The following is a 25,140-nucleotide window of genomic DNA, read 5'->3' on the forward strand; positions in this document are numbered from 1 at the left end:
GATGCGGACAACAACTTCATGATCAACGGCCTCAATCAGGTCGGGTGGGGGTTTCGGGGGCGGAGCGGAGGTTGGGGGCGCTCGCCGGTTCGGCGATGCCGCCCGGGGACCCCGTGATGGCGGGGTCGTTCGCGGTCTCCGCGGCGACCAGCGGCTGGTCGGGGGGCATGACGTCGGGCGTCTTGGCGGCCACGACCACGGCCGTGCCGTACGCGCAGATCTCCATCCACATCTCGCCGCAGTCGCGGCTGTCGAAGCGCATGCCCACCACGGCGTTCGCGCCGATGCGGCGGGCCTCCTCGCCGAGGCGGGCCACCGAGTCCGTACGCCACCTGGTCAGGTTGTCCGGGGCCATCGGGTCGTACGCGCCGCCGCGCAGGTTCTTGACCCCCTCGCGGTACGGGTTGCGGGTCCTGGCCATCGAGGACACCACTTCGCCGAGGATCTGGCGGATCTCGTACCCGGGTAGTTGCTCCGTCGTCACGACCAGCACGCTTCCGATGCTGTCAGGGCGGACCGGCGCCGATCGGCGGCCCTGTTCACCTGATCGGATGCTGCAAAACGGCGCGGCGCGGACGGCCGGCGCGGGGCCGGCCATCCGCGCCGCCTGCGGCGCTAACCGTCAGACACCGGCCGTCTGGGTGATCCAGGCCCGGTTGTACGCGACGCTGCCGTAGTTCTGGATGCTCTGGCCGTCGGCGGTGGAGGCGACGCCGACCTGCGCGCCGTTGTAGAACTGCGGGCCGCCCGAGTCGCCCCGCCAGGCGTTGCCGTTGATCCGGGTGCTCCGGATCGCCTGCCCGCCGTACGCGTCGGTGGCGCTGTTGCTGGTCACCCGGACCGACGCGGTCTTGAGCTGGGTGGCCGCCGAGCAGCCGCTGTAGCAGGTCATGCCCCAGCCGTAGATCGAGTTGGTGGAGTTGACGGGCGGGTTGCTGCTGGCCAGCGTCACGTACGAGGTGCTGACGGAGCTGGACAGGCGCATCAGCGCCAGGTCGTACCGGCTGTAGGTGGCGCTGACGGTGCGGGTCTGGCCGCCGGAGGAGCGGTAGACGCTGCCGACCCGGACGGACATCGTGCCGCTGACGCAGTGCCGGGCGGTCAGGACCCATTGCGGGGCGATGATGGTGCCGGAGCAGGTGAACGAGCCGTTGCTGAGCACGGCGGCGACCCACGGCGCCGACGAGACGGTGCTGCCGCCGATGATGAACGGCTCGGCGGGGGCGGCGAGGGCGCCGGAGCTGGCGCCGAGCAGGCCGGCCGCTGCGGTGGCCAGCACCGCGATCATGGATCGGATGCGCATGGGGGCTCCTTCGGGGGGCGGGGCCCGGGTTCACCGGGACCAGCTGTCGGCCGGCGGGTGGGGTGGGGCGCCGGTCGGCACGTCCAATCGACGTACGACGATGTACGGTAGGGCTCCTGAGATGTGGTTCACAAGGTTTCGGTCGAAAATGATGGGCGGGCCGGTATGACGCGGGCCCCGGCCGGCGGGCGCCGACGCGGCGGCGGAGCGGGGCGAAACGGGCCGGCCGGCAACGGATGCGCATCGGGATCGCAACGAACCCGCATCGGTCCCGGTCGTGCGCGCGGGGAATGCCGGTCACTGCCCGAACCGCGTCCGGCCGGTGCGCCCGGGGCGATATCTGCCAGGTAGGCTGGCTGCGCTCGCCCGTTGTGGGTCGGCACCCAACTGCGTACACAGTCAGGAGTGCCCAGTGCCTCGCGTCGTCGTCGACGTCATGCTCAAGCCCGAGATCCTTGATCCTCAGGGCCAGGCCGTCGCAAACGCGCTGCCCCGGCTCGGCGTCAGCGACGTCGCCTCGGTTCGGATCGGCAGGCGGATCGAGATCGAATTCACCGGTGAACCGGACCTGGACCGGGCCCGGGAGATCGCCGACAAGCTGCTCGCGAACCCGGTCATCGAGGACTTCACGGTCCGCGTGGTCGAGGCCGACGAGACCGCGGACGCCCGCTCGTGACCGCCCGGGTCGGTGTGGTCACCTTCCCCGGCTCGCTCGACGACGGGGACGCGGCCCGGGCCGTCCGGATCGCGGGCGCCGAACCGGTCCGCCTATGGCACGGTGACGCGCGCCTGCACGGGGTCGACGCCATCGTGCTGCCCGGCGGCTTCTCCTACGGCGACTACCTGCGCTGCGGCGCCATCGCCCGGTTCGCCCCGGTGATGGGGACGATCGTGGAGGCGGCCCGGGGCGGCCTGCCCGTGCTCGGCATCTGCAACGGCTTCCAGATCCTCTGCGAGGCTCACCTGCTGCCCGGCGCGCTCACCCGCAACCAGCACCTGCACTTCCGCAACCGCGACCAGGCCCTGCGCATCGAGTCGGCCGGCACCGCCTGGACCAACGCGTTCCAGCCCGGCCAGGAGGTGCTGATCCCGGTCAAGAACGGCGAGGGCCGCTACGTCGCCGACACCGCGACGCTGGACCAGCTCGAAGCCGAGGGCCGGGTGGTCGCCCGTTACGTCGGCGGCAACCCCAACGGTTCGCAGCGCGACATCGCGGCGATCACGAACCCCGCCGGCAACGTGGTCGGCATCATGCCGCATCCCGAGCACGCGGTGGAGGCGCTCACGGGCCCCTCCCTGGACGGTCTCGGCTTCTTCACCTCGGTGCTCAAGCATCTGGTGGGGGCGCCGGCGTGACCGTGCGCGGCATCATCGGTCGGCTCACCCGCCCCCCGGGCGGACGCGAGCGCAGCGAGGAGAGGTCATGACCACCCACCCGGACGAGGTACGGGAGAACCCGGAGGCCTTCCCGGCCGCCCCGGCGCAGCCGGTGGAGCCGCGTCCGGCCGCCGTCGCGCCGCGCGCCGGGCGTCCCGGTTCGGCGACCGCCGACCGGGCCGAGGGCCTGGACACCGTGCCGCACGCCTGTGACACCCCCGGCGAACTCCAGCCGTACGCGGAGCTCGGGCTCCGCGACGACGAGTACGAGCGGATCCGGCAGATCCTCGACCGGCGGCCCACCCAGGCCGAGCTCGCGATGTACTCGATCATGTGGAGCGAGCACTGCTCCTACAAGTCGAGCAAGGTGCACCTGCGCCAGTTCGGCGAGAAGGCCCCGCCGAGCGACCGGCTGCTCGCCGGCATCGGCGAGAATGCCGGCGTGGTGCAGGTCTCCGACGAGCTGGCGGTCACCTTCAAGGTCGAGTCGCACAACCACCCCAGCTTCGTCGAGCCCTACCAGGGCGCGGCCACCGGCGTCGGAGGCATCGTCCGCGACATCCTCGCGATGGGTGCCCGCCCGATCGCGGTGATGGACCCGCTGCGCTTCGGTGCCGCCGACCACCCCGACACCGCCCGGGTGCTGCCCGGCGTCGTCGCCGGTGTGGGCGGTTACGGCAACTGCCTGGGCCTGCCGAACATCGGCGGCGAGGTCGTCTTCGACCCCTGCTACCAGGGCAACCCGCTGGTCAACGCGCTCTGCCTCGGCGTGCTGCCGGTCGACCGGTTGCAGAACAAGGCCGCCGCCGGCCCGGGCAACGTCGTCGTGCTGATGGGCGCCCGGACGGGCCGCGACGGCATCGGCGGCGTGTCGGTGCTGGCCAGTGCCTCCTTCGACGAGGGCAGCGAGCAGCGCCGCCCGTCGGTGCAGGTCGGCGACCCGTTCATGGAGAAGCTGCTCATCGAGGCGTGCCTGGAGCTCTACGACGCCCGGCTGGTCGTCGGCATCCAGGATCTCGGCGGCGCCGGCCTGACCTGCGCGCTGACCGAGACCGCCGCGGCGGCCGGCACCGGCATGCGGGTGTGGCTGGAGCGGGTGCCGCTGCGTGAGCCCTCGATGACGCCGCACGAGATCCTGGCCAGCGAGTCCCAGGAGCGGATGCTGCTGGTGGTCGAGCCGGAGAAGCTCGACGCGGTGCTGAAGACCGCCGAGAAGTGGGGCGTCTGGGCCACCGCGATCGGCGAGGTGACCCCGCCGGAGCCGGACGGCCAGCCGGGCCGGCTGCTGGTCACGTGGCGCGGCCAGTTGGTGGTCGACGTGCCGCCGGGCTCGCTGGTGGACGACGGCCCGGTCTACGCCCGCCCGATGCGCGAGCCGGCCGACCTGATCCTGCTCCAGGCCGACCGCGCGGAGACGCTGCCCCGCCCGGCCGACCCGGAGGCGCTGCGCGAGACCGTGCTGCGCATGATCGCGTCGCCGAACCTGGCCGACAAGACCTGGGTCACCGAGCAGTACGACCGTTACGTGCTGGGCAACACCGTGCTGGCCCAGCCGGAGGACTCCGGCGTGATCCGCATCGACGAGCGGACCGGGCTCGGCGTGGCGCTGTCGGTCGACGGCAACGGCCGGTACGCGCGCCTCGACCCGTACCACGGCACGAAGCTCGCCCTGGCCGAGGCGTACCGGAACGTGGCCGTCACCGGCGCGAAGCCGATCGCCGTCACCAACTGCCTCAACTTCGGCTCGCCGGAGGACCCGGGCGTGATGTGGCAGTTCGCCGAGGCCGTGCGCGGCCTGGCGGACGGCTGCGCCGAGCTGGGCATCCCGGTCACCGGCGGCAACGTCAGCTTCTACAACCAGACCGGCGCGGCGGCCATCCACCCGACCCCGGTGGTCGGCGTGCTGGGCGTGCTCGACGACGTCGCCGACCGGGTGCCGATGGGCTTCGTGCCGCGGCCGGAGGGCGAGCACGAGCAGATCTTCCTGCTCGGCGAGACGCACGTGGAACTCTCCGGCTCGGAGTGGGCCTGGGTGACCCACCAGCACCTCGGTGGCGTACCCCCGCAGGTCGACCTGACCCGCGAGCGGCTCCTGGCCGACCTGTTGGCGCAGGCTTCGCGGGTCGGGCACCTGAGCTCCGCGCACGACCTCTCCGACGGTGGCCTCGCGCAGAGCCTGGTGGAGTCCTGCCTGCGGCGCGGCGTCGGTGCCCGCCTCGCGGTGCCGGAGCGCTTCGACGGCGGCTCGATGCCGTTCGTCTACCTGTTCAGCGAGTCCGCCGGGCGGGTCCTGGTGTCGGTCGCGCGCGGCCACGAGAAGGCGTTCACCTCCCTCTGCGCGGAGCGCGGGGTGCCGTTCGAGCTGATCGGTGTGACCGACCCGGCCGGCGGCGCGCTGGACGTGCGCGGCCAGTTCCGGATCGGCCTGGACGAGTTGCGCGCCGCGCACACCGAGACGCTGCCGCGCCTCTTCGGGGGCGCGGGGGTCGTCGAGGTGCCTGCCCCGGCCGCCGGCGTGGCGGGCGCGGTCGAGGCCGTGCCGGTCGAGGTCGTGCAGACCGAGGTCGAGGCCGCGTCGGTCGAGGCCACGGGCCGTGGGGAGGCTGGCCCGCCGGCCGTCGGGCCCGAGCAGATCACGCCGGTCCCGCCGAGCGGTGCCGCCGCAGCGGTGCCGACGGCTCCGGCGGAGACGGGCGCGGCAGTCCCGGCGCGGGCCGGGGCGACCGAGAACGCCGACGAGCCGGCCGAGGCCGGCACCGCGTCGGCTCCCGAGCCGGGTGACACCGAGCCGGGTCAGCGCTGAGGCGTTGGCCGCAGCCGTCCACGTCCAACCGGGCGCCGGCGCCCGGTTCGACTGGGGGCTGACCGGCGCGGCCGAGCTCGGCCGGGTCTGCGCGGTGCTGGTGGTGGTGGACGTGCTCTCGTTCACCACCACCGTGGAGGTGGCCGTCGCCCGGGGCATGCGGGTGCACCCGTTCCCCTGGGGTGAGCAGGCGGCCGAGTACGCCCGCCGGGTCGGCGCGGTCGCCGCGGTGGGTCGCCGGCAGACGACCCCGGAGCACCCGTGGTCGCTCTCCCCGGCGGCCCTGCGCACCGCCCCGGGCGTGGCCGACCTGGTGCTGCCGTCACCGAACGGCTCGACGATCAGTGCCGCCGCCAGCGCCACCGGCCTGCCGGTGGTCGCCGCCTGCCTACGCAACGCCCACGCGGTCGGGCGTTGGCTGACCGACCGGGAGTACGGGTCGGTGGACGCCCCCATCGGGGTGGTCGCCGCCGGAGAGCGCTGGCCGGACGGCTCGCTGCGCCCGTGCGTGGAGGACCAGCTCGGGGCGGCGTACGTGCTCGATGCCCTCTCCGGCGTCGCCGGCGGGCTGTCGGTGGAGGCGGCGATGGCGCTCGCCGCGCTGGCCAGCACCCCGGACGTGCCGGCCGCCGTGCGCGGCTGCGTCTCCGGCCGGGAACTCGCCGAGGGGGGGTTCGCCGACGACGTGGAGGTGGCCGTCCAGGTGGGCGTGTCGGGGGTCGTCCCGGTGCTGCGGCGGGGCGTCTACTCCGCTACCTGAGCGCCGCGACGGCCGGAGCCCGGCACCGTCGACCAGGTTGCGGGCTCAGTTCGCCGGGTGGGGGTCGAAGCGGAGAGAGCGGCCGCCCGGATCGGGCAGCCGCTCTCGTCGTTCGGGGCCGGGCGAGGTCGCCGGTCAGTCGTCCAGCCAGTCCAGCCGGCGGCCGGCCCGGTCCTGCTGCGGTGGGGCGTCCGGACGACCCCGACCGGTCGCCGGATCGTCGTGGCCGCCTGGCTGGCCGTAGTCGCCCTGGCCGTAGCCGCCACGGTCGTCGTAGCCGCCGCGCTGAGGGGGAGGCGACTGGCCGTAGCCGCCCTGGTCGTCGTACGAGGTGGGCTGGTCGTAGCCGCCGGGCTGACCGTAGCCGCCGCGGGGCGCGGGTTCCTGGCCGTAGCCACCGCCCTGGCCGTAGCCGCCCCGCTCGTAGCCGCCGCCCTGCGGGTCGTAGCCGCCGGCCGGCTCGTCGCCCCGGCCGTACGCCCCGGGCTCGGGCTGACCGTAGCCCTGACCCTGCTCCGGCTGGTAGACGCCGGTCGCGTACGGGTCGGCCGGGGCCGGGTACTGGGTGGCGTCGCCGGTGTAGCGGCCCGTCGGCTCGTCGTACCGCTCGCCGTAGCCCCGGCCGCCGCCCTGCGGCGGGTAACCCGCCGCGCCCGCCGCGCCGTAGTCGTTGCCGCCGTAGCCGCTGCCCGAGGCCGGGGCGTTGGCGCCGTAACCGCTGCCGGAGGCCGGGGCGTTGGCGCCGTAACCGCTGCCGGAGGCCGGGGCGTTGCCGTAGCCGGCATCGCCGCTGCCGTAGCCGCCGCCGGAGGCGGGCGCGTTGCCGTAGCCGGCGCCGTAGCCACCCGCGCCGGCCGGCTCGTCGCCGTAGCCCGCGCCGCCCCAGCCCTGCTGGCCCGCCGCGCCGTAGGGCTGCGGGGGAGCGCCGTACGGGTCCGGCGGCACGTCGTCGACCACGGGCCGGTGCATCATCGTCGGGGCGTCGCTGAGCGAGGTGCCGCCGACCATCGTCGGGTCCGGGGTGACGCCGACCCGGTTCACCACCCGGGTCTGGTCGTCCGCGCCCCGGAACGCTCCGCGCGCCGCCGGGGTCGCGCCGCCCGCCGCGGCGTCGTCGGCCTCGTCGCCGCCGTCCTTGCGCCGCATCAGGACCAGCACCATGGTGCCGACACCGGCGGCGACGAGCAGCCCACCCAGCAGGATGATCAGCCACGGCATTCCGCCGGAGTCCTCGTTGCTGGCGTTGGTCGCCGCGGCCGGCGTCGCCTCGTCGGTCGCCTCGGGCGTCTCCTCGGCAGGCTCGTCGGTGGGGAGCGCCTCCTCGCTGACCGAGGGGGTGGGGCTCGGGGTCGTCTCGACCTTGACCGCCAGGGCGATGCGCTGGCCATTGATGCTCTGCCCGGCGGACGCGTCGAAGGTCTTGGTGGCGTAGACAGTGCCGACGCTGGCGCCCACGGCGAGCCGCCCGGGCGCGATCGGCTTCTCGCTGCTGCCGTTGAAACGGAAGTTGCCGCCGTCGTCGCTGATCGTGTCGATCTTCTTGCCGGCGCCGTCCTGGAGCATGACCACGGCGTTCGGCACGGCCTTGCCGTTCGCCTGGGCGACCACCTTGCCCGAGACGGACTTGACGGTCTGCACCTGGGCGGGCTCGGTCGGCTGCGCCTTGCCCTTGACCCGGAGCTGGAAGGAGGCGGTCTTCCCGGCCCCGGACTTGTCGCCCTCGACCGCGACCGTCACGGTGACGTTCGCGTCGCCGGCGTTGTCGTTGGCCCTGAGGCGCAGCAGTCGGAGTTGCGGCCGGCCGCCGGGGATCTCTCCGCAGCCACCGCAGGTCACGCCGCCCGGCAGGCCGGCGAGGCTGATCTGGACCTTCTCGTCGTCCTCGCCGGGGGTCACCTGCGCGGTCACGACGGCGTCGCTGCCGGCGCTGACGTTGACCGAGCCGGGCGACACGCTGACGTCCGCGGCCATGGCTGGTGTGGCGGGGGCGGCGAGCAGAGCGCCGAGAGCCAGCGCCACGACCACACCGGCCCGCTGCTTCCAGGCACATCGGTGTGTTGACACGTCCACCGCCTTCCGGGACTGACTTTCCTCTGTCCGGCGGGGCGCCGGGCCGGGGGGATCATCACGGTACGAATACGCCGTCGGCAACTATGCCTTGTCTGACCGGATCAGCGCGACCCAGGGCCAGCGTCGGGCGCGGCGTGCTGAAGCCGTATCGTCCCGTCGTGTCCTCTCCGCACATTAAGTCCGCCGCGGTTACGGCGGCGTTGTCGGCGCTCGACGAGGGGCGTACGCCCGAACGGCCGGTCCTCCGGGAGGCGGTCCGTGCCCTGTTGGCTGTCCTCGCGGAGCGCGCCCCCGGCCGATCGGTGGAGGTGCGCGTCCCACCTTACGGTGCAGTTCAGTGCGTTCCGGGTCCCCGACACACCCGCGGCACCCCGCCGAACGTCGTGGAGATGGAGCCCGCGACGTGGCTGGCGGTGGCCACCGGACGGCTCGGCTGGGCCGACGCGATCACCCAGGGTCGCGTACGGGTAAGCGGAATCCGAGCGGATCTCTCGACGTACCTGCCGCTCTAGCTGCGGTGATGCGGATAGATCAGTGACGCGGCGGAGCCAGATCGTGACTATCTGTATCGACACCGATTCGCGTACACTGTCAGGCGACGACAGTGGTCCCGGCCGAGGGAGTGCGGATCCGCCCCCGCGTGATTCCGCAAGGCCGGTCCAGACCAGCATGAGGGAGCGCAGGTGCCCCGAGGCGACGGCCGGCTGAGCCACGACCTTGACCCCCAACGACCCGGCCCCCAGGACGCGTGCGGCGTCTTCGGCGTCTGGGCGCCCGGGGAAGAGGTCGCCAATCTCACCTACTTCGGGCTCTACGCCCTGCAGCACCGGGGTCAGGAGGCCGCGGGCATCGCGGTCAGCGACGGCTCCGGCGTGGTGGTCTACAAGGATCTCGGCCTGGTCTCCCAGGTCTTCGACGAGCCGACCCTGGCGAGCCTGCGCGGGCACCTGGCGATCGGGCACGCCCGTTACTCCACCACCGGCGGCTCGACCTGGGAGAACGCCCAGCCGACCATCCGGTCCACCACGGCGGGCACCACGATCGCGCTGGCGCACAACGGCAACCTGGTCAACACCGCCGAGCTCCAGCGCGACGTCGCCCAGCGGGGGCTGACCGCCGACGGCTCGACCAACGACACCTCGCTGGTGACCATGCTGCTGGCCAGCCGCCCGGACCTGTCGGTCGAGGCGGCGGCGCTGGAGGTGCTGCCGCAGCTACGCGGCGCGTTCAGCTTCGTGTTCATGGACGAGTCGACCCTCTACGCGGCCCGCGACCCGCACGGCGTACGCCCGCTGGTGCTGGGCCGGCTGGAGCGCGGCTGGGTGGTGGCCAGCGAGACGGCCGCGCTGGACATCGTGGGCGCGAGCGTGGTCCGCGAGGTCGAGCCCGGCGAGCTGATCGCGATCGACGAGGACGGGCTGCGTTCGAGCCGGTTCGCCGCGCCGGAGCCCAAGGGCTGCCTCTTCGAGTACGTCTACATCGCCCGGCCGGACGCCACCATCGCCGGCCGCAACGTGCACTCCGCCCGGGTGCAGATCGGTCGCCAGCTCGCCAAGGAGCACCCGGTCGAGGCCGACCTGGTCATCCCGGTGCCGGAGTCGGGCACCCCGGCCGCGATCGGCTACGCCGAGCAGTCCGGGATCACCTACGGCGCCGGCCTGATGAAGAACACGTACGTCGGGCGCACCTTCATCCAGCCGTCGCAGACCCTGCGTCAGCTCGGCATCCGGCTCAAGCTCAACCCGCTGCGGGCCAACGTGCGGGGCAAGCGGCTGGTCGTGGTCGACGACTCGATCGTGCGCGGCAACACCCAGCGGGCGATCGTGCGGATGCTGCGCGAGGCCGGCGCGCTGGAGGTGCACGTACGCATCTCCTCGCCGCCGGTCAGCTGGCCGTGCTTCTACGGCATCGACTTCGCCACCCGGGCCGAGCTGCTGGCCAACGGGCTGGACAACGACGGCATCCGGCGCTCCATCGGTGCGGACACGCTCGGCTACGTGTCGCTGCCGGGGCTGATCGCCGCCACCGAGCAGCCGAAGACCCGGCTGTGCCGCGCGTGCTTCGACGGGGAATACCCGATCGAGCTCCCCGCCGGCAACCTGATCGGCAAGCACGTGCTCGAAGGGGTGGGCCGACGGGTCGCCGCGGAGGCGTCCGACACCCCGGAGCACACCGCCCCGCTCGTCGCCACTCCGGGCGGCGTGACCACACACCGCCCGTAGCACCACCCGGCACGGGCCGGTCACCGCCGGCGCGGCGCCAGAACCAAAGGGGAGAACCGTGACGCACGTGTCCGAGCGCAGCGGCGCAGGAAGCAGCCCGACCGGCGCCGGCGGTGACCGCCAGCCCTGGACGGCCGGCGCCGGCCGTCAAGCGCGCAAACGCTCGGTCTCGTACGCGGACGCCGGGGTCTCGATCGAGGCGGGTGACCGCGCGGTCGAGCTGTTGAAGTCGAAGGTGAAGCAGACCCGGCGTCCCGAGGTGATGGGTGACCTGGGTGGCTTCGCCGGCCTGTTCCGGCTGGACACGAAGAAATACAAGAGCCCGATCCTGGCGTCCTCCACCGATGGCGTCGGCACCAAGCTGGTGATCGCGCAGCAGATGGACATCCACGACACGGTCGGCATCGACCTGGTCGCGATGGTCGTCGACGACCTGGTGGCCTGCGGCGCGGAGCCGCTCTTCCTGCTCGACTACATCGCCACCGGCGAGGTCGTGCCGGACCGGGTCGCCGAGATCGGCGCGGGGATCGCCGACGGCTGCCGGTACGCCGGCTGCGCCCTGCTGGGCGGCGAGACCGCCGAGCACCCGGGCGTGCTGCGCCCGGACGAGTACGACATCTCCGCCACCGGCGTCGGCGTGGTGGAGGAGAGCGACATCCTCAGCCCGGACCGGGTCGAGGTGGGCGACGTCGTCATCGCGATGCGCTCCTCCGGCCTGCACTCCAACGGCTACTCCCTGGTGCGGCACGTGTTGCTGGGCGCCGGCCGGATGCGGCTCGACGTGGTGATCGACGACTTCGGCCGGCAGCGCACCCTCGGCGAGGAACTGCTCACCCCGACGAAGATCTACGCGCAGGACTGCCTGAAGCTGATCGCCGAGGCCGAGGTGCGCTCCATCGCCCACGTGACCGGCGGCGGCATCCCCGGCAACCTGGTCCGGGTGCTTCCCGAGCACGTCGACGCGGTGGTCAACCGGTCCACCTGGAAGCCGCAGCCGATCTTCGACCTGATCCAGTCCAAGGGGCGGATCGAGGACCCGGAGATGGAGGCGACCTTCAACATGGGCGTCGGCATGTTCGCGATCGTCTCCGCCGAGGACGCGGACCGGGCACTGGCCACCCTGACGGGCCGGGGCGTCGAGGCCTGGCAGGCCGGCGAGATCATCGAGGGCTCCGGGCACGTGCAGATGGTCGGCCAGCACACCCGGGGCTGATCGTACCCCCGGTGATCGTACGGGCACCTGATCAGGGCTTCACCCGAGTGGCCGTCGCCGCCTAGCCTGAGGGCACCCTCAAAGCTGTCGGGGCGACCCGCCCGGGTTCCCCGGCAGCCCTTCAGGTGAGGAGGGCAATGGCTGCTCGGGGACGCTCGTTCAGTGGGATGCGCGGCCTGGCCGCCGTCCCCTCGTACGTGGTCATGCAGCCCACCACCCTGTGCAACCTGGATTGCGCCTACTGCTACCTGCCGTCGCGGGCGCTGGACCGGCGGATGCCGGTGCCGGTGGCCGAGGCGGTGGCCGAGTCGGTCAACCCGTGGGCGGCGGCGGGGCGTTTCTCGGTGGTGTGGCACGGCGGCGAGCCGCTGGCGGCCGGCCGGGAGCACCTGGCCGCGCTGCTCGCGCCCTTCGGGCCGGGCGTGGAGCACCACGTCCAGACGAACGCGACGTTGATCGACGACGCCTGGTGCGCGTTCTTCGTCGAGCACGGGGTGCGGGTGAGCGTGAGCGTCGACGGCCCGCGGGAGCGCAACGGCGACCGGGTCACCCGGGGCGGCGGGCCGGCGTACGACCGGATCGTGCGCGGGGTGGCGGCGCTGCGCCGGCACGGCCTGCCGTTCTCGGCGCTGGCGGTGGTGGCGCGGCCCGGACCGGGCCTGGCCGCCGAGTTGTACGACTACTTCCTCGACCTCGGCTGCGACGTGCTCGGTGTCAACATCGAGGAGACCGAGGGGGTCAACCTCCGCGACAACTCCCACGACGCCCGCCTGGTGACCGCCTTCTGGGCGGAGTTGGTGGCGGCCTGGCGCCGGCAGCCGCGGATCCACCTGCGCGAGGTCGAGTGGTCGCTGCGGTACGCCGCCGCGGTGCTGGACGGCAGCGCCGACGACCTGCTCCCGCGGCGGCTTGACCCGATCCCGACCGTCGCCCATGACGGCTCGGTGACGGTGCTCTCGCCCGAGCTGGCCGGTTTCACCGATGCCCGGTACGGCGATTTCAGCAGCGGCAACGTGCTGGCCGCCCCGCTGGCCGAGATCCTGGCCAACGCGGGTCGGACGCCCTGGGTCGGCGAGTTCCTCGCCGGTGTCGAGGCGTGCCGTTCGTCCTGCCCCTATTTCGGGTTCTGCGGCGGCGGCCACGCGGCCAACCGCTACTTCGAGCTGGGGCGTTTCGACGGTACGCAGACCGCGCACTGCCGCAACAGCAAGATCCACTTACTGGAGGGAGTGTTGGAGCATGCCCGAGACCACCAGTGACCGGCGGCCCGACCGGAGCGCGGGCGCCCCTGACGAGGTCGCCGATCGGGTGCGGCAAGCCGCACCGGGACTCACCACACTCCTGCGCGAGGCCGAGGCCGCGCGCCGGCTACGGGCGGAGGTGGCGGGCGGCGACGGCGCCAACGCGGTCTGCGCCTGGAACCACTTCGAGAACATCCCGACGTTCTACAACTGGAACAACCGGCCCCGCTGAGAAAGAACGCGATCAGGGGCCTGCCGGGCCGGCCGGCGGATTCACCGGCGGGTGCAGGTCCCTGATCGCGTTCCAGGCGCTGCTTCGATGGGCACATGCGTGAGCACGCGGGCCGTGACCGCGTGCTCGTGCTTGCTATCGGAGGTCAGCGGGTCGGACGTACCCAGGGATCCGGGTCTTCGTCCGCATGATCCTCATCGTCGTCGTCGACATACTCTTTGTAGTCGTCGTCGAAGTTGTGCTCAGACTTACCAGCACTCGCCAGTTCGCGCTGCAAGGCGGTGAGGTCGGTGTTCGGGGAGTGGTACTTCAACTCCCGGGCCACCTTCGTCTGCTTGGCCTTAGCACGGCCGCGCCCCATGGCTCGACCCCCTCGCACAGAATGCGGGGCAGCCCGAAGGCGGGCCCCGATGACGTCAGGCATCTCTCGTGGCTCTTACGGTACATGGGGATGCCAGCGTTCGGCACCTCGGGTTACCGCCGACCGGCGCCGCGCGTCGCGGTGACCCGACCGTCACCGATTGTACCCGGTAAGGGGTGGTGGCGGGACCGGCCGTGACACCGGGCGAAGCCGTGCGAAACGAGCCTAACGGGATGCGCCGTGCGCCGGGGTCGGGGGCCCAACCTCCACCCCGCCCCGGCGTCGCGCTCAGCGCAGATGGATGGTGCGCAGCCGCCCGACGTCGGCCATCCGCCGCTCCGCCAGCCGGTCCGCCGCCACCGCCGGCGGCACGCCCTCGGCGTCCGCCAGCCGCAGGATCTCCCGGGTGGTGTCGTAGATCCGGGTCGCCCGCAGCTTGGCCCGCTCGAAGTTGAAGCCCTGGATCTCGTCCGCCACCTGGATCACGCCGCCGGCGTTGACCACGTAGTCCGGGGCGTAGAGGACGCCCCGGTCGGCGAGGAGCTTCTCGATGCCGCCGTGCGCGAGCTGGTTGTTGGCCGCGCCCACGACCACCTTCGCGCGCAGCGCCGGCACCGTGTCGTCGTTGAGCGCGCCGCCCAGCGCGCACGGCGCGTACACGTCGATGTCGGCGGCCACCAGCGCGGTGGCGTCGTCGACGAGCGCGACCTGCGGGTGCGCGGTGCGCGCCCAGTCCAGGGTCTTCGGGTTGACGTCGGTCGCCACCACCTCGGCGCCGTCGTCGATCAGGTGCCCGACGAGGTGCTTGCCCACCTTGCCCAGGCCGGCCACGCCGACCCGCCGGCCGGCGAGGGTCGGTGCGCCCCAGACGTGCTCGGCCGCGGCCCGCATGCCCTGGAACACGCCCCAGGCGGTGAGGACCGAGGAGTCGCCCGCGCCGCCGTGCTCGACGCTGCGGCCGGTGACGTACGAGGTCTCGCGGGCGATCACGTCCATGTCGGCGACGTAGGTGCCGACGTCGCAGGCGGTGTAGTAGCGCCCGGCGAGGGACTCCACGAAGCGGCCGTACGCGCGCAGCAGCGCCTCGCTCTTGATCCGCTCGGGGTCACCCCAGATGACCGCCTTGCCGCCGCCCAGGTCCAGCCCGGCCAGGGCGTTCTTGTAGGCCATGCCCCGGGAGAGGTCCAGCACGTCGGCGAGGGCGTCCTCCTCCGTGGCGTACGGGTAGAACCGGGTCCCACCCAGCGCGGGGCCGAGCGCCGTGGAGTAGATGCCGATGATCGCCTTGAGGCCGGACTGCTTGTCCTGGCAGAACACGACCTGTTCGTGACCGCTGGACCCAGCGTCGTCGTTGGTGGCGAATACGCCCATGACTCGCTCCTGTTGTGGGGTGCGCCCTTGTGGGGCGCCGACCTGTGGACGCCGGCGGGATGGTGCCGGTGCCGCTGAGCCTAGTATCGGCCCCGACGCCGCCCGGCCGCTCACGGCGCACGCGATCGCGCCGCCGACGACGGTCGAGTTCCAATTCGTGGGAGGATCGCGCCGTGCCGTCGCTCTTCGCTTCATACCTGCGCGTGTACGAGCCGCTGACCGCCTTCGACCGGGACCGCCAGTCGTACTGGCGGCGCTACGTCGAGCAGGGGCGTGCGGTGGCACCGGTGGAGGGGCCGGGCCGGCAACGGACGTCGGTGCTGGAGGCGCTCGGCGCCGGCTGGACCAGGCTGCCCGACCTGCCGGACGAGGCGTACGTCCTGGAGACCGACGAGAGCCTGCTGGTGTGCCCGTGGAACCTGCGCATCCGGGTGGCCGAGGCGGCGCTGAGCGCGCGCGACGGGGTGCCGCCGGTGCTTGCCGACGCCTTCGTCCCGCCGGTGCTGGCCGGGCAGGCGAAGGCCGTGGTCGAGGACTGGCGCAGCGGGGCCCGGGTGCTGGAGCACGGGGTGCCGCGGGTGCACGAGCAGATCGCCACGTGGGGCGTGCCGCTGCGCTGGTTCGTGCTCTTCGACGCGGAGGAGCGCCACCACGTGACGCATCCGCAGCGGCGGGCTCTGCGCTACCGCACGGAGATCTCCAAGGCGCGGCGCCGCTGCGCCCTGGCCCTGGCGGTGCTGCGCAAGTCGATCGGCGACGCGCCGATCACCGAGGCCGTCGAGGAGGCCGCCCGCTGGCTGGAGGAGTTCCACCCGCGGTCGATGGTGGAGCTGGACTACGGCGGCCTGGTGGACCTGCTCTCGGACGAGACGCTGGCCGCCGACGACTCGCCCGGGTTGGTGGCGAAAGGGCTCGCCGGCCTCTCCGAGGGCGAGGCGGAGGAGGCCTCGGCGGCGTACGACCGGCTGGTCGCGCGCTGGCGCGCCGTGCAGCTACTGGAACGGTGCAACTGAGGCCAAAACGGCCCAGGAAGCGCTCCCAACTCGAAGCGTGCTCGTAGTTGGCGCATCACGAACCGTGATCATGAGTCCGAATAAGGTACTTTCTGCCGTGTAAAAGTCGCATAAATCGGGCATGGTTCATCCGTCCGTCTAGGGACCTCCGGCCGTTCGGCCCATGTCGGACATCGGGGACTAGCCGGACCATGGGAGACGCGTCGACCGGCGGGACCCCGGCCGATGTCTATAAACGTGGAGGAGTGACCGATGGCATCGCGAACGCACGAACCAGAGCCGCTACTCACGCCGGCCGAGGTGGCGTCGATGTTCCGTGTCGACCCGAAGACGGTGACCCGGTGGGCCAAGGCGGGCAAGCTCAGCGCCATCCGCACCCTGGGTGGCCACCGTCGATACCGCGAGTCGGAGGTCAGGGCTCTGCTGCAAGGGCAGATTCCCCAGCAGCGTCAGGGGGACTGACCACCGGCGGTCGGAAGAAGTGGACGGAGGGCGGCGGACCTGTTCCGCCGCCCTCCGTCATGTCCGGACCCGTGCGCGCGGGTCAGGCGTCGGTCGGCCGCCCGTCCGTCAGGACGACCCGGATGCCGATCGTGCCGCCCTCGCCGCGACGCAGGCGGCTGGCGAGCAGGCTGAGCCGCCCGAACAGCCGGTACTTCCGCTTGATCAGATCGCGTACCCGCCGGGTCTCGGCCGGATCGCAGAGGGTCGCGTGGGCGGGGACCGCCTCGCCGTGCGGCCGGCCCCGCACGTCGCAGGGCGCCACGGTGACCTCGCCGCTGCGCCGGATCCGCTTCACCTTGCCGGCGTCCGCCGCCGACCAGACCGCCAGCGCGTCACCGTCGCGCACCGTCCAGACCGGGGTGGGCACCGCCCGCCCGTCCTTGCGGAACGTCGTCAGCAGGACGTACTTCTCCGCGCCAAGGCGGTCCAGGGTGGTCACCCCGCAAGGATACGGGCGGCGCGGACGACCGACCGGACGGATAGCGTGAAGCGATGACGGCACAGCCACAGATCGGCGACGTGTTCGGGGAGATGCTGCGCGACGCGTACGCCGTGGCCACCGGCGTCGGCCCCCGGCCGCTGGCGGGCGGACGGCTGCCGCGACCCGTCATCGAGATCATCGAACGCGACGACGGGCTCATCAACGGCGCACCCGCCGCGCACTACCTGGACCCGCCGGCGCAGTGGCAGCCGTACGACCACCGGGCCGTGGACCGGGTCCGGGGCGCCACCCTGGACGTCGGGGTCGGCGCCGGCCGGATCGCGCTGCTGCTCCAGGAACGGGACGTGCCCGTCACCGGGCTGGACACCTCGGCCGGGGCGCTGGCCGTGTGCCGCCGCCGGGGCGTACGCGACCTGGTGCACGCCACTGTCGACGCGCACGTCGCCGACGGCCACCGCTACGACACGTTCCTGCTGCTCGGCAACAACGTCGGCCTGCTGGAGGGGCGGGAGAGGGCACCGGCCCTGCTGGCCGCGCTCGCCGCGCTGGCCCGGCCGGGGGCCCAGATCATCGCCCAGGGCACCGACCCGTACGGCACCCGGGACCCGGTGCACACGGGTTACCACGAGCGCAACCGACGCCGGGGACGGTTGGGCGGGCAGCTCCGGCTCCGACTGCGCTACCGCGAGCTGGGCACCGAGTGGTTCGACTACCTGGTCTGCTCCCCGGACGAACTCGCCGAACTGGTCCGGGGCAGCGGCTGGCGACTGACCGACGTGGACGACGCCGACGCGCCGTACTATCTCGCCACCCTGCGCCTGGCCGCCTGACGCGACGCGGGTGCGACGCCGCTGGCCCGCCGGGGCGCGGCGGGCGGCGGCGAAAGCGCCGGCCCGGGTTCCCGCCGGTGCGGTGACCCGGGCCGGGGCCCTCAGACCTGGACGGTCGGGGGAAGCTGCTCGGGCGGCAGGCCGCCGTCGCCGTCGACCACCTCGTCCGGGGTGCCGTCCTCGTCGAGGTCGACCATGGTGATGTCCACCTTGCCGTCCCCGTTGGTGTCGAACTGGAACAGGTCGGGCTTGCCGTCTCCGTCGGTGTCGGCCACCCAGACGTCGGTGCGGCCGTCGTTGTTCGTGTCGGCGCGCAGCAGGTCGACCCGCTCGTCGCCACGGGTCTCCACGGTCTCCGCCGCTGCCGTGGTGTGCGCGGTCTCCGGTGCCTGGCTCATCTGGCCCGTCCTTCCCTCGGTTGTGCCCGTGGTACCCGATCCGCCGTGCCCCCACGCCTACCGGGGGGAACGGCCCTGCATAGGGTCGGCCCCATGAGCGAGTGGAACGGGCGGCGGGACACGGACCAGCACCGTACCGCCACCGGAGACTGGGAGGCGTCATGAGCGACCGCTTTGTCGTCGTCGGGGCCGGCACGATGGGTCTCGGCATCGCGTACGTGGCAGCCGGGGCCGGATACGCCGTCGAACTGGTCGAAGTGGACCGGGACCGCGGCGCGGCGGCCCTGGACCGGCTCGGCGAGCTGTGGGACCGGGCGGTGACGCGCGGCAAGCTCAGCGCCCACCAGGCCGACACGAACCGGCAGCGGGTGGCGCTGCGGGCGGGGCTCGCCGAGGTCGCCGGGGAACCGGCCGTGGTGGTGGAGGCCGTACCGGAGCGGCCGGAGCTGAAGCGGGCGGTGCTGCGCGAGGCCGAGGCGTTGCGGCCGGCGCTGCTGGGCAGCAACACCTCCAGCATCCCGATCGCGGCGCTGGCCGAAGGGCTGGCGCGGCCCGAACGCTTCGTCGGGCTGCACTTCTTCAACCCGGTCTGGGCGATGGCCCTGCTGGAGGTCGTGGTCGGCCCGGCCACCGCCGAGGAGACCACCGCCGAGGCCGTCGCGCTCGCCGGCCGGCTGGGCAAGGACCCCGTCGTCGTACGCGACCTGCCGGGCTTCGCCACCTCCCGGCTCGGGGTCACCCTCGGGTTGGAGGCGATCCGGATGGTCGCGGACGGGGTGGCCAGCCCCGCCGACATCGACAAGGCGATGGTGCTCGGCTACCGGCACCCGGTCGGCCCGCTGGAACTGACCGACCTCGTGGGGCTGGACGTGCGGCTGGACATCGCGCGCACCCTCCAGGCCGCCTACGGTGACCGGTTCGCGCCGCCGCCGCTGCTGGTGGAGATGGTGGGCGCCGGCCACCTGGGCAAGAAGTCCGGTCAGGGCTTCTACCGCTGGGAAGGCGGCGTCCGCTCATGAGCGGGCTGCGGGTCGAGGAGCACCCGGACCGGCTCGTGGTGACGCTGGACCGGCCGGAGAAACGCAACGCCATCGACGCCGACCTGATCGCCGAGCTGCACCAGGTCTGCGCCGAGCTGGAGGCGCGGCCCCGGCTGCTGCTGCTCACCGGCGGCACCGAGGGCATCTTCGCCGGTGGGGCCGACATCGGCCAGTTGCGCGAGCGGGGCCGGCTGGACGCGCTCGCAGCCATCAACTCGGCGGCCTTCGCCCGGATCCGGGCCCTGCCGATGCCGACCGTGGCTGCGGTGGACGGCCCCGCCCTGGGTGGGGGCGCGGAGCTGGCGTACGCCTGCGATCTGCGGGTCTGCACGGCGCGGGCGGTGTTCGGCCAGCCGGAGGTGCGGCTGGGGATCCTGGCCGGGGCCGGCGCGACCCACCGGCTGCCGGCGCTGATCGGGGAGGCCCGGGCCAAGGAACTGCTCTTCACGGGCCGCCGGGTGGATGCCGAGGAGGCGCTGCGGATCGGCCTGGTCAACCGGGTGGTGGCCGAACCCGTCGAGTTGCTGCCCACCGCGAACGGCCTGCTCGACGAGATGGCGAAGGGGTCGGCGTTGGCGCTGCGGCTGACCAAGCTGGCGGTCGACGCGCCGGCCGCCGCGCATCCGCAGCTCGACCTGGTCAGCCAGGCGGTGCTCTTCGAGGACGAGGAGAAGCACCGGCGGATGACGGAGTTCCTCCAGCGGCGAAGCTCCCGCTGAGCCGCCGGACGACGACGGCCGCACCGGTCACCGGTGCGGCCGCGTGTCGGCGGGAGGTGGGTCAGCGTCGGGTCTGCACCCCGGCGTCGGCGAGGGCACGGATGACCTGCGCGGACTCGGCGAAGCCGATGATCAGCACGGCCTCCGCACCGAACTCCTTGATCTCCTTCGCGCCGGCGGTGAAGTCCACCGGGTCGGCCTTGGCGTCGGCCGGCGGGGCGTAGGTCAGCAGCTTGAGCCGGTCGCCGCTGATGCCGGCGCGTTCCAGCTCGGCCCGGACGGCGCCCTGCAGGCCTTTGCCGTAGGAGTCCTCGCGGGCCACGATGGCGATCTTCTGCGACCCGTCCCGGAGGATCACGTCGGCCAGCGCGCGGCCCTGGAGGCTGTCCGGCGGGGCGGTGCGGAAATAGAGGCCGTTGTCGTCCAGTTCGGTCAGGCTGGCGTCGGTGTTCGACGGGGCGAACAGCACCTTTCCGGCCGCCACCACGTCGGGCAGCACCTCGCGGGAGATACCGGAGGCGCCCGCGCCGATGATGACGTGGACCTTGCGCGCGACGTGCCGGGCCACCGTGGCCTTGGCGATCGCCGGGTTGGTGCCGTCGTCACCGTCGATCCAGACCACCGGCTTGCCGAGCACCCCGCCCGCCGCGTTGACCTCCCTGAGCGCCAGCTTGGTGCCGGCGGAGATCGGCGGGTACGCGAGGGCCAGGTCGCCGGTCTGCGGCAGCAGGCCGCCGATGACCAGGGGGGCGTCGCTGCTGCCGGCGTCGCCCTGCTTCCTCGCCTTCGGCGGGGCCTTCGTGCTCGCCGTCGACTCGTCCCCCGCCCCGACGAACTCCGTCTTGCCGTCGTTGAGCTGCTGCCCGTCGAAGTGCAAGGTCGCGTAGCTGGCGGTGGAGGGCTCGCCGGTGTCGGTGAAACCCGCTCTGGTCAGCGAGACGCTGCGGTATTCCACGTCCTGGCCGGCCCGGGCCAGGCTCAGGCACTTCGCCGCGGTCTCGCAGCGCTGCCCGCCGTTGGTGACCCCGACGATCTGGGCCGCGATGGCGGCCGGGTCCGTGGTGCCCGCGAGCTGGGCGGCGATCGCGCTGATGGCCACCGCGTCGTACGCCTCGGCGGCGTAGAGGAAGTCGGCCAGCTCCGGGTCGACGGAGCGGAGCCGGTTCTTGAACGTCTCCGGCAGGGGGGTGAGGGGCGTGGTGCCCTTCATCCCGTCGACCAGGCCGGCACGGTCCTTCAGCTCGGCGGGGTACGAGTTCAGCATGGTGCCGTCGGTACCGTAGAGGTGCACCTGTCGGGTGGCCGCCTCCTCGGGCTCGTCGTTCCCGCAGGCGCTCGTGGCGAGCAGGAACGTCGCGCAGGCAGCCAGGGTGGCCGCCCGCGACGCGCGTGATCTGAGCATGGTCGTCCTTCCTCCGGCGAAGGTCCGCTGCGCACATTAGCGTGCCGGGCTGGGCGGCGGGACCACGGTGGCCGCTCGATTCCGCAGCCCGTCCGCGCTGACCACGAAACGGCATCACCGGGTCGACGGCTTGACGCTCCCCCGTACCGTGCTCTGCGTGACGGACTCATCGCAGCAGACGTTCGACGACGCGACCGCCGTGCTCCGCTCGGCGCTGGCCGGGGACGGCGACGCGGTGACGGGGGCCTTCGACACGGTCGTCGACCGGTCGGGACTGGCCGGAGCGTACGGCGTGGCCTGGTGTCTCGCCGCGACGATGGTCGGTGATCCGGCTCCCCCGGGCACGTGCGCCCTGGATTTCCCCGGCATCGACGAGGCGGGCTACGACACCCGCTGGGTGGCCCGTTTCGTCAGCGCGTACGCCAACGCCGACGTCGACACCGGCGAGGCACTGTTCGGGGCGGCGGCGGCCGACGGGCTGCTGCCGGAGTGCCTGCTCACCCTCGCCGGTTCGACGGTGGCGACGCTGCGCAGCCGGGCCGGCTGACCGCCCCTACGCCCGCCGGGCGCGGGTGGACGTGAGGTCATCGTGGCGTGACAGGCTGACGGGCATGTCCGACGCCATGCTCAGCAAGGTGCGCAAGCTGCTGGCCCAGGCCGAGGACCCGGCCTGCACCCCCGCCGAGTCGGCCGCCTTCACCGCCAAGGCGACCGAGTTGATCGCCCGTTACGGCGTGGACCGGGCGCTGCTGGCCGCCCGGGACCCGGCAACCGACCCGGTGGGCGACCGGGTGGTCGAGGTCGTCGCCCCGTACGCCCGGGACAAGGCCGGCCTGCTGGCCGCCGTCGCCGATCCGCTGCGCTGTCGCTGCGTCCGCCGCCGGGCGGGCGCCGGCTTCGCCATGCACCTCTTCGGCTTCGCCAGCGACCTGGAACGGGTGGAGTTGCTCTTCACGTCGCTGCTGGTGCAGGCGGCGCACGGGCTGGCCGGCGCCGGGGTGCCGGTCGGGGCGCACGTCGCCGCCTTCCGGCGCTCCTGGCTGGCCGGCTTCGCCCAGGTGGTCGGGGGGCGACTGCGGGCGGCGGAGGCCGGGGCGGTCGCCGAGGCGGGCGCCCCGTCGGTGGCGCTGGTCCTGGCCGACCGGTCGGACCGGGTCCGGCACCGCGTCACGGAGGTGTACCCGCGGTTGCGTACCGCCGCGCCGCGTCGGCTGGCCGGCGGGGGGTTCGGCTCGGGTGCCGAGGCGGGCCACCGCGCCGACCTCGGCGGTCGGGGTGTCACCACCACGACGGGCGTACGCCCCGGCATCGACCGTTGAGGGCCGGTCAGCCGGCGTCGCGGTCGGAGACCCTGGCGGCGTAGCGGGTGAGCAGTTCCTGCCAGCCGGCTGTCAGCGCCTGGCGGTAGCCCTCCGCGGCTTCGCCGTGCCGGTCGAAGTGCCGGTGCTCGACCGCCACCCTGGTGCGTTCCGGCCCGTCCGCCTGGAAGAGCACCTCCACCTCGCTCGCCTGCGCGGGATCCGGCACCGGTGCCCGGTCCGCCCCGATCTGCCAGGTGAAGACCAGCCGCTCGGGGGGCTCCCAGGTCAGCACCCGCCCCCAGTCACAGCGGAAACCGTGCGGGCCGATCTCATAGAGCATGCCGCCGGCGTGTGGCTCCATCCCCAGGTCGACGAGCTGCTCCGGCCCGGACCAGGTGTATTCCACCACCCACCACTGCGCCAGGGCGCCGGTGAACACGTCGAACGCCCGCTGCGCGGAGGCGGGGACGAGGAGGACGCTGCGCAACGAGAATTGTTCGGACTCCTGCCGGAAGCCGGCCGAGTCGGTCATCCCCTGTCCCATGGGTCCGGACCATACCGGCTGGTGCCCGGCTGCGCAGCTTCCGTCGCGCGCTGCGGAAACCTCCTCCCGCGCGTCCTCGGCGGCGTCCCGGCCGGAGCCGACGCGCCGCACCGCGCCGGGATGATTCGGGGGATAGCGGGTACCCGCGCCGGACGGTCCCGGCCGGCCGGCCGGAGGATGCGGAGCGGGGATCATGAGCGAGAACGCGCGGCAACAGGACCCGGACCGGGCGGGCGGTCGATCGAACCGGCGCGACGGGGAGGCGGAGCCCGCCCGTCGGGACAGGGAAGCTGCGGCTGCCCACCGGGGTGGGGAGGCCGAACCGGACGTCCTGCTCGACATTCCGCAGGTGTCGGTCGATTCGATCCGGCTCGCCGTGAACGGGCTGGACGCCGACGTCTCCCTGCGGGCCCGGGTGGCCAACCTCGTCCAGCTCGATGCCGGGGTCCGGGTGCACCTGGAGGGCGTCGACCTGGACCTCGCCGGCGTGCGCGCCGAGGCGCTGCTCAAGGTGCGGCTGGAGAAGGTGGTGGAGATCCTCGACCGGGCGTTGAGCACCATCGACCGCAACCCGCAGGTCATCCATGCGCTGTCGCGTACGGCGCCGGCCTGGCTCGACGACGTGAACCGGGTGGCGCAGCAGGTGGCCGGCCCGGTCGGGCCGCCCACCGGCGCGGCGCAGTGGGTCGGCGGCCCGGTGGGGCAGCGCGCGGACGCGGTGGAGCGCAGCGGCGGCGCGACCGACGACCTCGGCCAGCAGGTTGGCGCGATCGGCGCGGTCGCGGACCAGCCCCGGCGGGAGCCGGCGGGTCCCGGACCGGGCCGGAGCCCCGGGGTCGGGCGCGCCTCGGAGGCCCAGGCCGGGCGGGGCGGGGAGGCCCAGGCCGGGGCCGGGCGGGCCCACGGGGGCGGTGGCCTCGCCAGCGGGTCGGGCGGCGGTGGCGAACAGGGCCGGGCGCAGCGCGCCCGCGAACAGGCGGGCGCCGGGCCGGCGGGGCGCGACCGGGCCGAGCACGAGGCGTCCCGCCGGGAGCCGGACGCGGGCGCCACGGAACGGGAGCCCGGCCGGGGCACCCCGGAATCCGGCGGTCAGCGGCCGGGCGGTGGAGCGGAGGGCGGTCAGCGGTCCGGCGGTGAGGCAGCGGGCGGTCAGCGGCCGGGCGGTGACGTGGAGGGCGGTCAGCGGCCGGGGCGTCGGGAACAGGGCGCGCAGCGGCCGGGTGGCGAGCGGGTCGGCGGGCCCGGGGGCAGCGGTGGGCCCGGTGCGGGCGGCGGGGATCGTGGCGCTGCCGCGTCGGAGGGCGGGCAACGCCAGCCGTCGGACGCGCCGGCCGACGGCGGCCCGGAGGGGCGGGACGATGGCACCGAGGGGACGCCGAGCGCGAGCCAGCTCGCCGAGCAGGCGGGCGAGACGCTGAAGCGGGCCGGGCGCAGCGTCTGGGAGGCGATCCAGGGTGGGGTGACCCAGTATCGGCAGGAGCGGCGCTGACCCCTTCGGCCCGAGCCGGCCCGACCACCGCCAGCTGCCCCACCGCCAGGTGAACCGGACTCAGCCGCCGATGTGCAGCAGCTCGCCGAGTTGCCGGAACGCCTCCGGGCGGACCCGGTACCAGACCCACGTCCCGCGCCGCTCGGAGTCGACCAGACCGGCCTCGCGCAGGACCTTGAGGTGGTGGGAGATGGTCGGCCCGGAGAGGTCGAACGCCGGGGTCAGGTCGCAGACGCAGATCTCCGGCACCGAGGCGATCATCGACATCAGCCGCAGCCGGACCGGTTCGCCCAGGGCCTTGAACATCGGCGCGACCACCGCCGCCTGACCGGCCTCCATCGGGCGGGCCGCGATCGGGGAGCAGCAGGCGACCGCGTCGAGGTCCACCACCGGCAGCGCTTGTTTCGACATTTCTCTAGGTTGACGGATAACGAAACAGGGTGCAAGAGTGGAGTCGCTACTTAGATATCCGTCTAGGTAAGGCGGGGTCGTTGCTCGCACCGTC

27 protein-coding genes are annotated in these 25,140 nt (G+C 73.5%); 17 read left to right on the forward strand and 10 right to left on the reverse strand.

Annotated features, from left to right (window positions below; translation table 11 throughout):
- Positions 1-31: 31 nt before the first annotated feature.
- On the reverse strand, positions 32-598 hold the full coding sequence (locus ACQ452_RS00900; RefSeq protein WP_433389117.1) for a YbjQ family protein: 567 nt from the start codon (positions 596-598) through the stop codon (positions 32-34).
- Positions 599-622: 24 nt separating this feature from the next.
- A complete protein-coding gene (locus ACQ452_RS00905; RefSeq protein ID WP_433389118.1) occupies positions 623-1,303 on the reverse strand; it encodes a S1 family peptidase in 681 nt (226 codons plus the stop codon).
- Between the two features lie 412 nt (positions 1,304-1,715).
- Here ACQ452_RS00905 and purS point away from each other — a divergent pair, with 412 nt between their 5' ends.
- The 4 genes from purS to ACQ452_RS00925 all read left to right on the forward strand — a co-directional run bounded on the left by purS (position 1,716) and on the right by ACQ452_RS00925 (position 6,243).
- Positions 1,716-1,979 (forward strand): phosphoribosylformylglycinamidine synthase subunit PurS, encoded by a 264-nt coding sequence (purS, locus tag ACQ452_RS00910; RefSeq protein WP_091624745.1) that lies wholly within the window; start codon positions 1,716-1,718, stop codon positions 1,977-1,979.
- Positions 1,976-2,659: a phosphoribosylformylglycinamidine synthase subunit PurQ gene (gene purQ, locus ACQ452_RS00915; RefSeq protein ID WP_433389119.1), complete on the forward strand. Its 684-nt coding sequence runs from the start codon at positions 1,976-1,978 to the stop codon at positions 2,657-2,659. The genes purS and purQ overlap by 4 nt, the downstream gene beginning before the upstream one ends.
- A gap of 67 nt (positions 2,660-2,726) precedes the next feature.
- On the forward strand, positions 2,727-5,483 hold the full coding sequence (gene purL / locus ACQ452_RS00920; protein ID WP_433389120.1) for a phosphoribosylformylglycinamidine synthase subunit PurL: 2,757 nt from the start codon (positions 2,727-2,729) through the stop codon (positions 5,481-5,483).
- 4 nt (positions 5,484-5,487) lie between these two features.
- Positions 5,488-6,243, forward strand: a complete 756-nt coding sequence (locus ACQ452_RS00925) for a 2-phosphosulfolactate phosphatase (RefSeq protein ID WP_433393918.1) — start codon at positions 5,488-5,490, stop codon at positions 6,241-6,243.
- A gap of 135 nt (positions 6,244-6,378) precedes the next feature.
- Here ACQ452_RS00925 and ACQ452_RS00930 read toward each other — a convergent pair whose 3' ends face one another.
- A complete protein-coding gene (locus ACQ452_RS00930) occupies positions 6,379-8,307 on the reverse strand; it encodes a hypothetical protein (protein WP_433389121.1) in 1,929 nt (642 codons plus the stop codon).
- Positions 8,308-8,471: 164 nt separating this feature from the next.
- Here ACQ452_RS00930 and ACQ452_RS00935 point away from each other — a divergent pair, with 164 nt between their 5' ends.
- The 5 genes from ACQ452_RS00935 to amcA all read left to right on the forward strand — a co-directional run bounded on the left by ACQ452_RS00935 (position 8,472) and on the right by amcA (position 13,221).
- Complete coding sequence (locus ACQ452_RS00935) at positions 8,472-8,825, forward strand: sterol carrier family protein (RefSeq protein ID WP_433389122.1); 354 nt, start codon at positions 8,472-8,474, stop codon at positions 8,823-8,825.
- A 171-nt stretch (positions 8,826-8,996) separates the two neighbouring features.
- A complete protein-coding gene (gene purF, locus ACQ452_RS00940; protein ID WP_433389123.1) occupies positions 8,997-10,535 on the forward strand; it encodes an amidophosphoribosyltransferase in 1,539 nt (512 codons plus the stop codon).
- 58 nt (positions 10,536-10,593) lie between these two features.
- Positions 10,594-11,748, forward strand: coding sequence for a phosphoribosylformylglycinamidine cyclo-ligase (purM, locus tag ACQ452_RS00945; RefSeq protein WP_433389124.1), 1,155 nt, complete (start codon positions 10,594-10,596; stop codon positions 11,746-11,748).
- 167 nt (positions 11,749-11,915) lie between these two features.
- On the forward strand, positions 11,916-13,007 hold the full coding sequence (gene amcB / locus ACQ452_RS00950) for a cyclophane-forming radical SAM peptide maturase AmcB (RefSeq protein WP_433393920.1): 1,092 nt from the start codon (positions 11,916-11,918) through the stop codon (positions 13,005-13,007).
- On the forward strand, positions 12,988-13,221 hold the full coding sequence (gene amcA, locus ACQ452_RS00955) for a multiple cyclophane-containing RiPP AmcA (protein WP_433389125.1): 234 nt from the start codon (positions 12,988-12,990) through the stop codon (positions 13,219-13,221). The genes amcB and amcA overlap by 20 nt, the downstream gene beginning before the upstream one ends.
- Before the next feature lie 145 nt (positions 13,222-13,366).
- Here amcA and ACQ452_RS00960 read toward each other — a convergent pair whose 3' ends face one another.
- Together ACQ452_RS00960 and ACQ452_RS00965 are read right to left on the reverse strand one after the other, a co-directional pair.
- A complete protein-coding gene (locus ACQ452_RS00960) occupies positions 13,367-13,582 on the reverse strand; it encodes a DUF3073 domain-containing protein (protein WP_433389126.1) in 216 nt (71 codons plus the stop codon).
- A 288-nt stretch (positions 13,583-13,870) separates the two neighbouring features.
- Positions 13,871-14,953, reverse strand: a complete 1,083-nt coding sequence (locus ACQ452_RS00965) for a Glu/Leu/Phe/Val family dehydrogenase (RefSeq protein ID WP_433389127.1) — start codon at positions 14,951-14,953, stop codon at positions 13,871-13,873.
- 173 nt (positions 14,954-15,126) lie between these two features.
- On the opposite strand from ACQ452_RS00965, the gene ACQ452_RS00970 reads away from it, so the two are divergent.
- Together ACQ452_RS00970 and ACQ452_RS00975 are read left to right on the forward strand one after the other, a co-directional pair.
- Positions 15,127-15,966, forward strand: a complete 840-nt coding sequence (locus tag ACQ452_RS00970) for a hypothetical protein (RefSeq protein ID WP_433389128.1) — start codon at positions 15,127-15,129, stop codon at positions 15,964-15,966.
- A 252-nt stretch (positions 15,967-16,218) separates the two neighbouring features.
- Complete coding sequence (locus ACQ452_RS00975; protein WP_007073996.1) at positions 16,219-16,428, forward strand: BldC family transcriptional regulator; 210 nt, start codon at positions 16,219-16,221, stop codon at positions 16,426-16,428.
- A gap of 82 nt (positions 16,429-16,510) precedes the next feature.
- On the opposite strand, the gene ACQ452_RS00980 is transcribed toward ACQ452_RS00975, so the two are convergent.
- Complete coding sequence (locus tag ACQ452_RS00980) at positions 16,511-16,909, reverse strand: PPOX class F420-dependent oxidoreductase (protein WP_433389129.1); 399 nt, start codon at positions 16,907-16,909, stop codon at positions 16,511-16,513.
- 53 nt (positions 16,910-16,962) lie between these two features.
- Between ACQ452_RS00980 and ACQ452_RS00985 the strand changes: the two genes are divergently transcribed.
- Complete coding sequence (locus ACQ452_RS00985; RefSeq protein WP_433389130.1) at positions 16,963-17,742, forward strand: class I SAM-dependent methyltransferase; 780 nt, start codon at positions 16,963-16,965, stop codon at positions 17,740-17,742.
- Between the two features lie 101 nt (positions 17,743-17,843).
- Here ACQ452_RS00985 and ACQ452_RS00990 read toward each other — a convergent pair whose 3' ends face one another.
- Positions 17,844-18,140, reverse strand: coding sequence for a hypothetical protein (locus ACQ452_RS00990; RefSeq protein ID WP_433389131.1), 297 nt, complete (start codon positions 18,138-18,140; stop codon positions 17,844-17,846).
- Positions 18,141-18,301: 161 nt separating this feature from the next.
- On the opposite strand from ACQ452_RS00990, the gene ACQ452_RS00995 reads away from it, so the two are divergent.
- Positions 18,302-19,159 carry a 3-hydroxyacyl-CoA dehydrogenase family protein gene (locus ACQ452_RS00995; protein WP_433389132.1) on the forward strand — a complete coding sequence of 286 codons (858 nt, stop codon included), beginning with the start codon at positions 18,302-18,304 and terminating at the stop codon, positions 19,157-19,159.
- Positions 19,156-19,899, forward strand: a complete 744-nt coding sequence (locus ACQ452_RS01000) for an enoyl-CoA hydratase/isomerase family protein (protein WP_433389133.1) — start codon at positions 19,156-19,158, stop codon at positions 19,897-19,899. The genes ACQ452_RS00995 and ACQ452_RS01000 overlap by 4 nt, the downstream gene beginning before the upstream one ends.
- 61 nt (positions 19,900-19,960) lie before the next feature.
- Here ACQ452_RS01000 and ACQ452_RS01005 read toward each other — a convergent pair whose 3' ends face one another.
- A complete protein-coding gene (locus ACQ452_RS01005) occupies positions 19,961-21,301 on the reverse strand; it encodes an ABC transporter substrate-binding protein (RefSeq protein ID WP_433389134.1) in 1,341 nt (446 codons plus the stop codon).
- A gap of 157 nt (positions 21,302-21,458) precedes the next feature.
- On the opposite strand from ACQ452_RS01005, the gene ACQ452_RS01010 reads away from it, so the two are divergent.
- Together ACQ452_RS01010 and ACQ452_RS01015 are read left to right on the forward strand one after the other, a co-directional pair.
- Positions 21,459-21,848 carry a hypothetical protein gene (locus tag ACQ452_RS01010; protein WP_433389135.1) on the forward strand — a complete coding sequence of 130 codons (390 nt, stop codon included), beginning with the start codon at positions 21,459-21,461 and terminating at the stop codon, positions 21,846-21,848.
- Positions 21,849-21,912: 64 nt separating this feature from the next.
- Complete coding sequence (locus ACQ452_RS01015) at positions 21,913-22,620, forward strand: DUF2786 domain-containing protein (RefSeq protein ID WP_433389136.1); 708 nt, start codon at positions 21,913-21,915, stop codon at positions 22,618-22,620.
- A gap of 7 nt (positions 22,621-22,627) precedes the next feature.
- On the opposite strand, the gene ACQ452_RS01020 is transcribed toward ACQ452_RS01015, so the two are convergent.
- Entirely contained in the window at positions 22,628-23,146 is a 519-nt protein-coding gene (locus tag ACQ452_RS01020) for an SRPBCC family protein (RefSeq protein WP_433389137.1), read from the reverse strand.
- 193 nt (positions 23,147-23,339) lie between these two features.
- Here ACQ452_RS01020 and ACQ452_RS01025 point away from each other — a divergent pair, with 193 nt between their 5' ends.
- Positions 23,340-24,635 carry a hypothetical protein gene (locus tag ACQ452_RS01025; RefSeq protein WP_433389138.1) on the forward strand — a complete coding sequence of 432 codons (1,296 nt, stop codon included), beginning with the start codon at positions 23,340-23,342 and terminating at the stop codon, positions 24,633-24,635.
- A 60-nt stretch (positions 24,636-24,695) separates the two neighbouring features.
- Here ACQ452_RS01025 and ACQ452_RS01030 read toward each other — a convergent pair whose 3' ends face one another.
- Positions 24,696-25,046 (reverse strand): ArsR/SmtB family transcription factor, encoded by a 351-nt coding sequence (locus ACQ452_RS01030; RefSeq protein WP_433389139.1) that lies wholly within the window; start codon positions 25,044-25,046, stop codon positions 24,696-24,698.
- Positions 25,047-25,140: the final 94 nt, after the last annotated feature.

Origin of the sequence: Micromonospora sp. KLBMP9576 (assembly GCF_050941805.1) — a bacterium.
GTDB lineage: Bacteria > Actinomycetota > Actinomycetes > Mycobacteriales > Micromonosporaceae > Micromonospora.

Coding starts and splice junctions, on each gene's coding strand:
- ACQ452_RS01030 (WP_433389139.1), bottom strand. CDS start 25,046: ATGTCGAAACAAGCGCTGCCGGTGGTGGACCTCGACGCGGTCGCCTGC.
- ACQ452_RS00975 (WP_007073996.1), top strand. CDS start 16,219: ATGGCATCGCGAACGCACGAACCAGAGCCGCTACTCACGCCGGCCGAG.
- ACQ452_RS00905 (WP_433389118.1), bottom strand. CDS start 1,303: ATGCGCATCCGATCCATGATCGCGGTGCTGGCCACCGCAGCGGCCGGC.
- ACQ452_RS00960 (WP_433389126.1), bottom strand. CDS start 13,582: ATGGGGCGCGGCCGTGCTAAGGCCAAGCAGACGAAGGTGGCCCGGGAG.
- amcB (WP_433393920.1), top strand. CDS start 11,916: ATGCGCGGCCTGGCCGCCGTCCCCTCGTACGTGGTCATGCAGCCCACC.
- ACQ452_RS00985 (WP_433389130.1), top strand. CDS start 16,963: ATGACGGCACAGCCACAGATCGGCGACGTGTTCGGGGAGATGCTGCGC.
- ACQ452_RS01005 (WP_433389134.1), bottom strand. CDS start 21,301: ATGCTCAGATCACGCGCGTCGCGGGCGGCCACCCTGGCTGCCTGCGCG.
- ACQ452_RS00965 (WP_433389127.1), bottom strand. CDS start 14,953: ATGGGCGTATTCGCCACCAACGACGACGCTGGGTCCAGCGGTCACGAA.
- ACQ452_RS00990 (WP_433389131.1), bottom strand. CDS start 18,140: ATGAGCCAGGCACCGGAGACCGCGCACACCACGGCAGCGGCGGAGACC.
- ACQ452_RS01000 (WP_433389133.1), top strand. CDS start 19,156: ATGAGCGGGCTGCGGGTCGAGGAGCACCCGGACCGGCTCGTGGTGACG.
- ACQ452_RS01020 (WP_433389137.1), bottom strand. CDS start 23,146: ATGGGACAGGGGATGACCGACTCGGCCGGCTTCCGGCAGGAGTCCGAA.
- ACQ452_RS01015 (WP_433389136.1), top strand. CDS start 21,913: ATGTCCGACGCCATGCTCAGCAAGGTGCGCAAGCTGCTGGCCCAGGCC.
- ACQ452_RS00900 (WP_433389117.1), bottom strand. CDS start 598: ATGGCCGGCCCCGCGCCGGCCGTCCGCGCCGCGCCGTTTTGCAGCATC.
- ACQ452_RS00995 (WP_433389132.1), top strand. CDS start 18,302: ATGAGCGACCGCTTTGTCGTCGTCGGGGCCGGCACGATGGGTCTCGGC.
- ACQ452_RS01025 (WP_433389138.1), top strand. CDS start 23,340: ATGAGCGAGAACGCGCGGCAACAGGACCCGGACCGGGCGGGCGGTCGA.
- amcA (WP_433389125.1), top strand. CDS start 12,988: ATGCCCGAGACCACCAGTGACCGGCGGCCCGACCGGAGCGCGGGCGCC.
- purL (WP_433389120.1), top strand. CDS start 2,727: ATGACCACCCACCCGGACGAGGTACGGGAGAACCCGGAGGCCTTCCCG.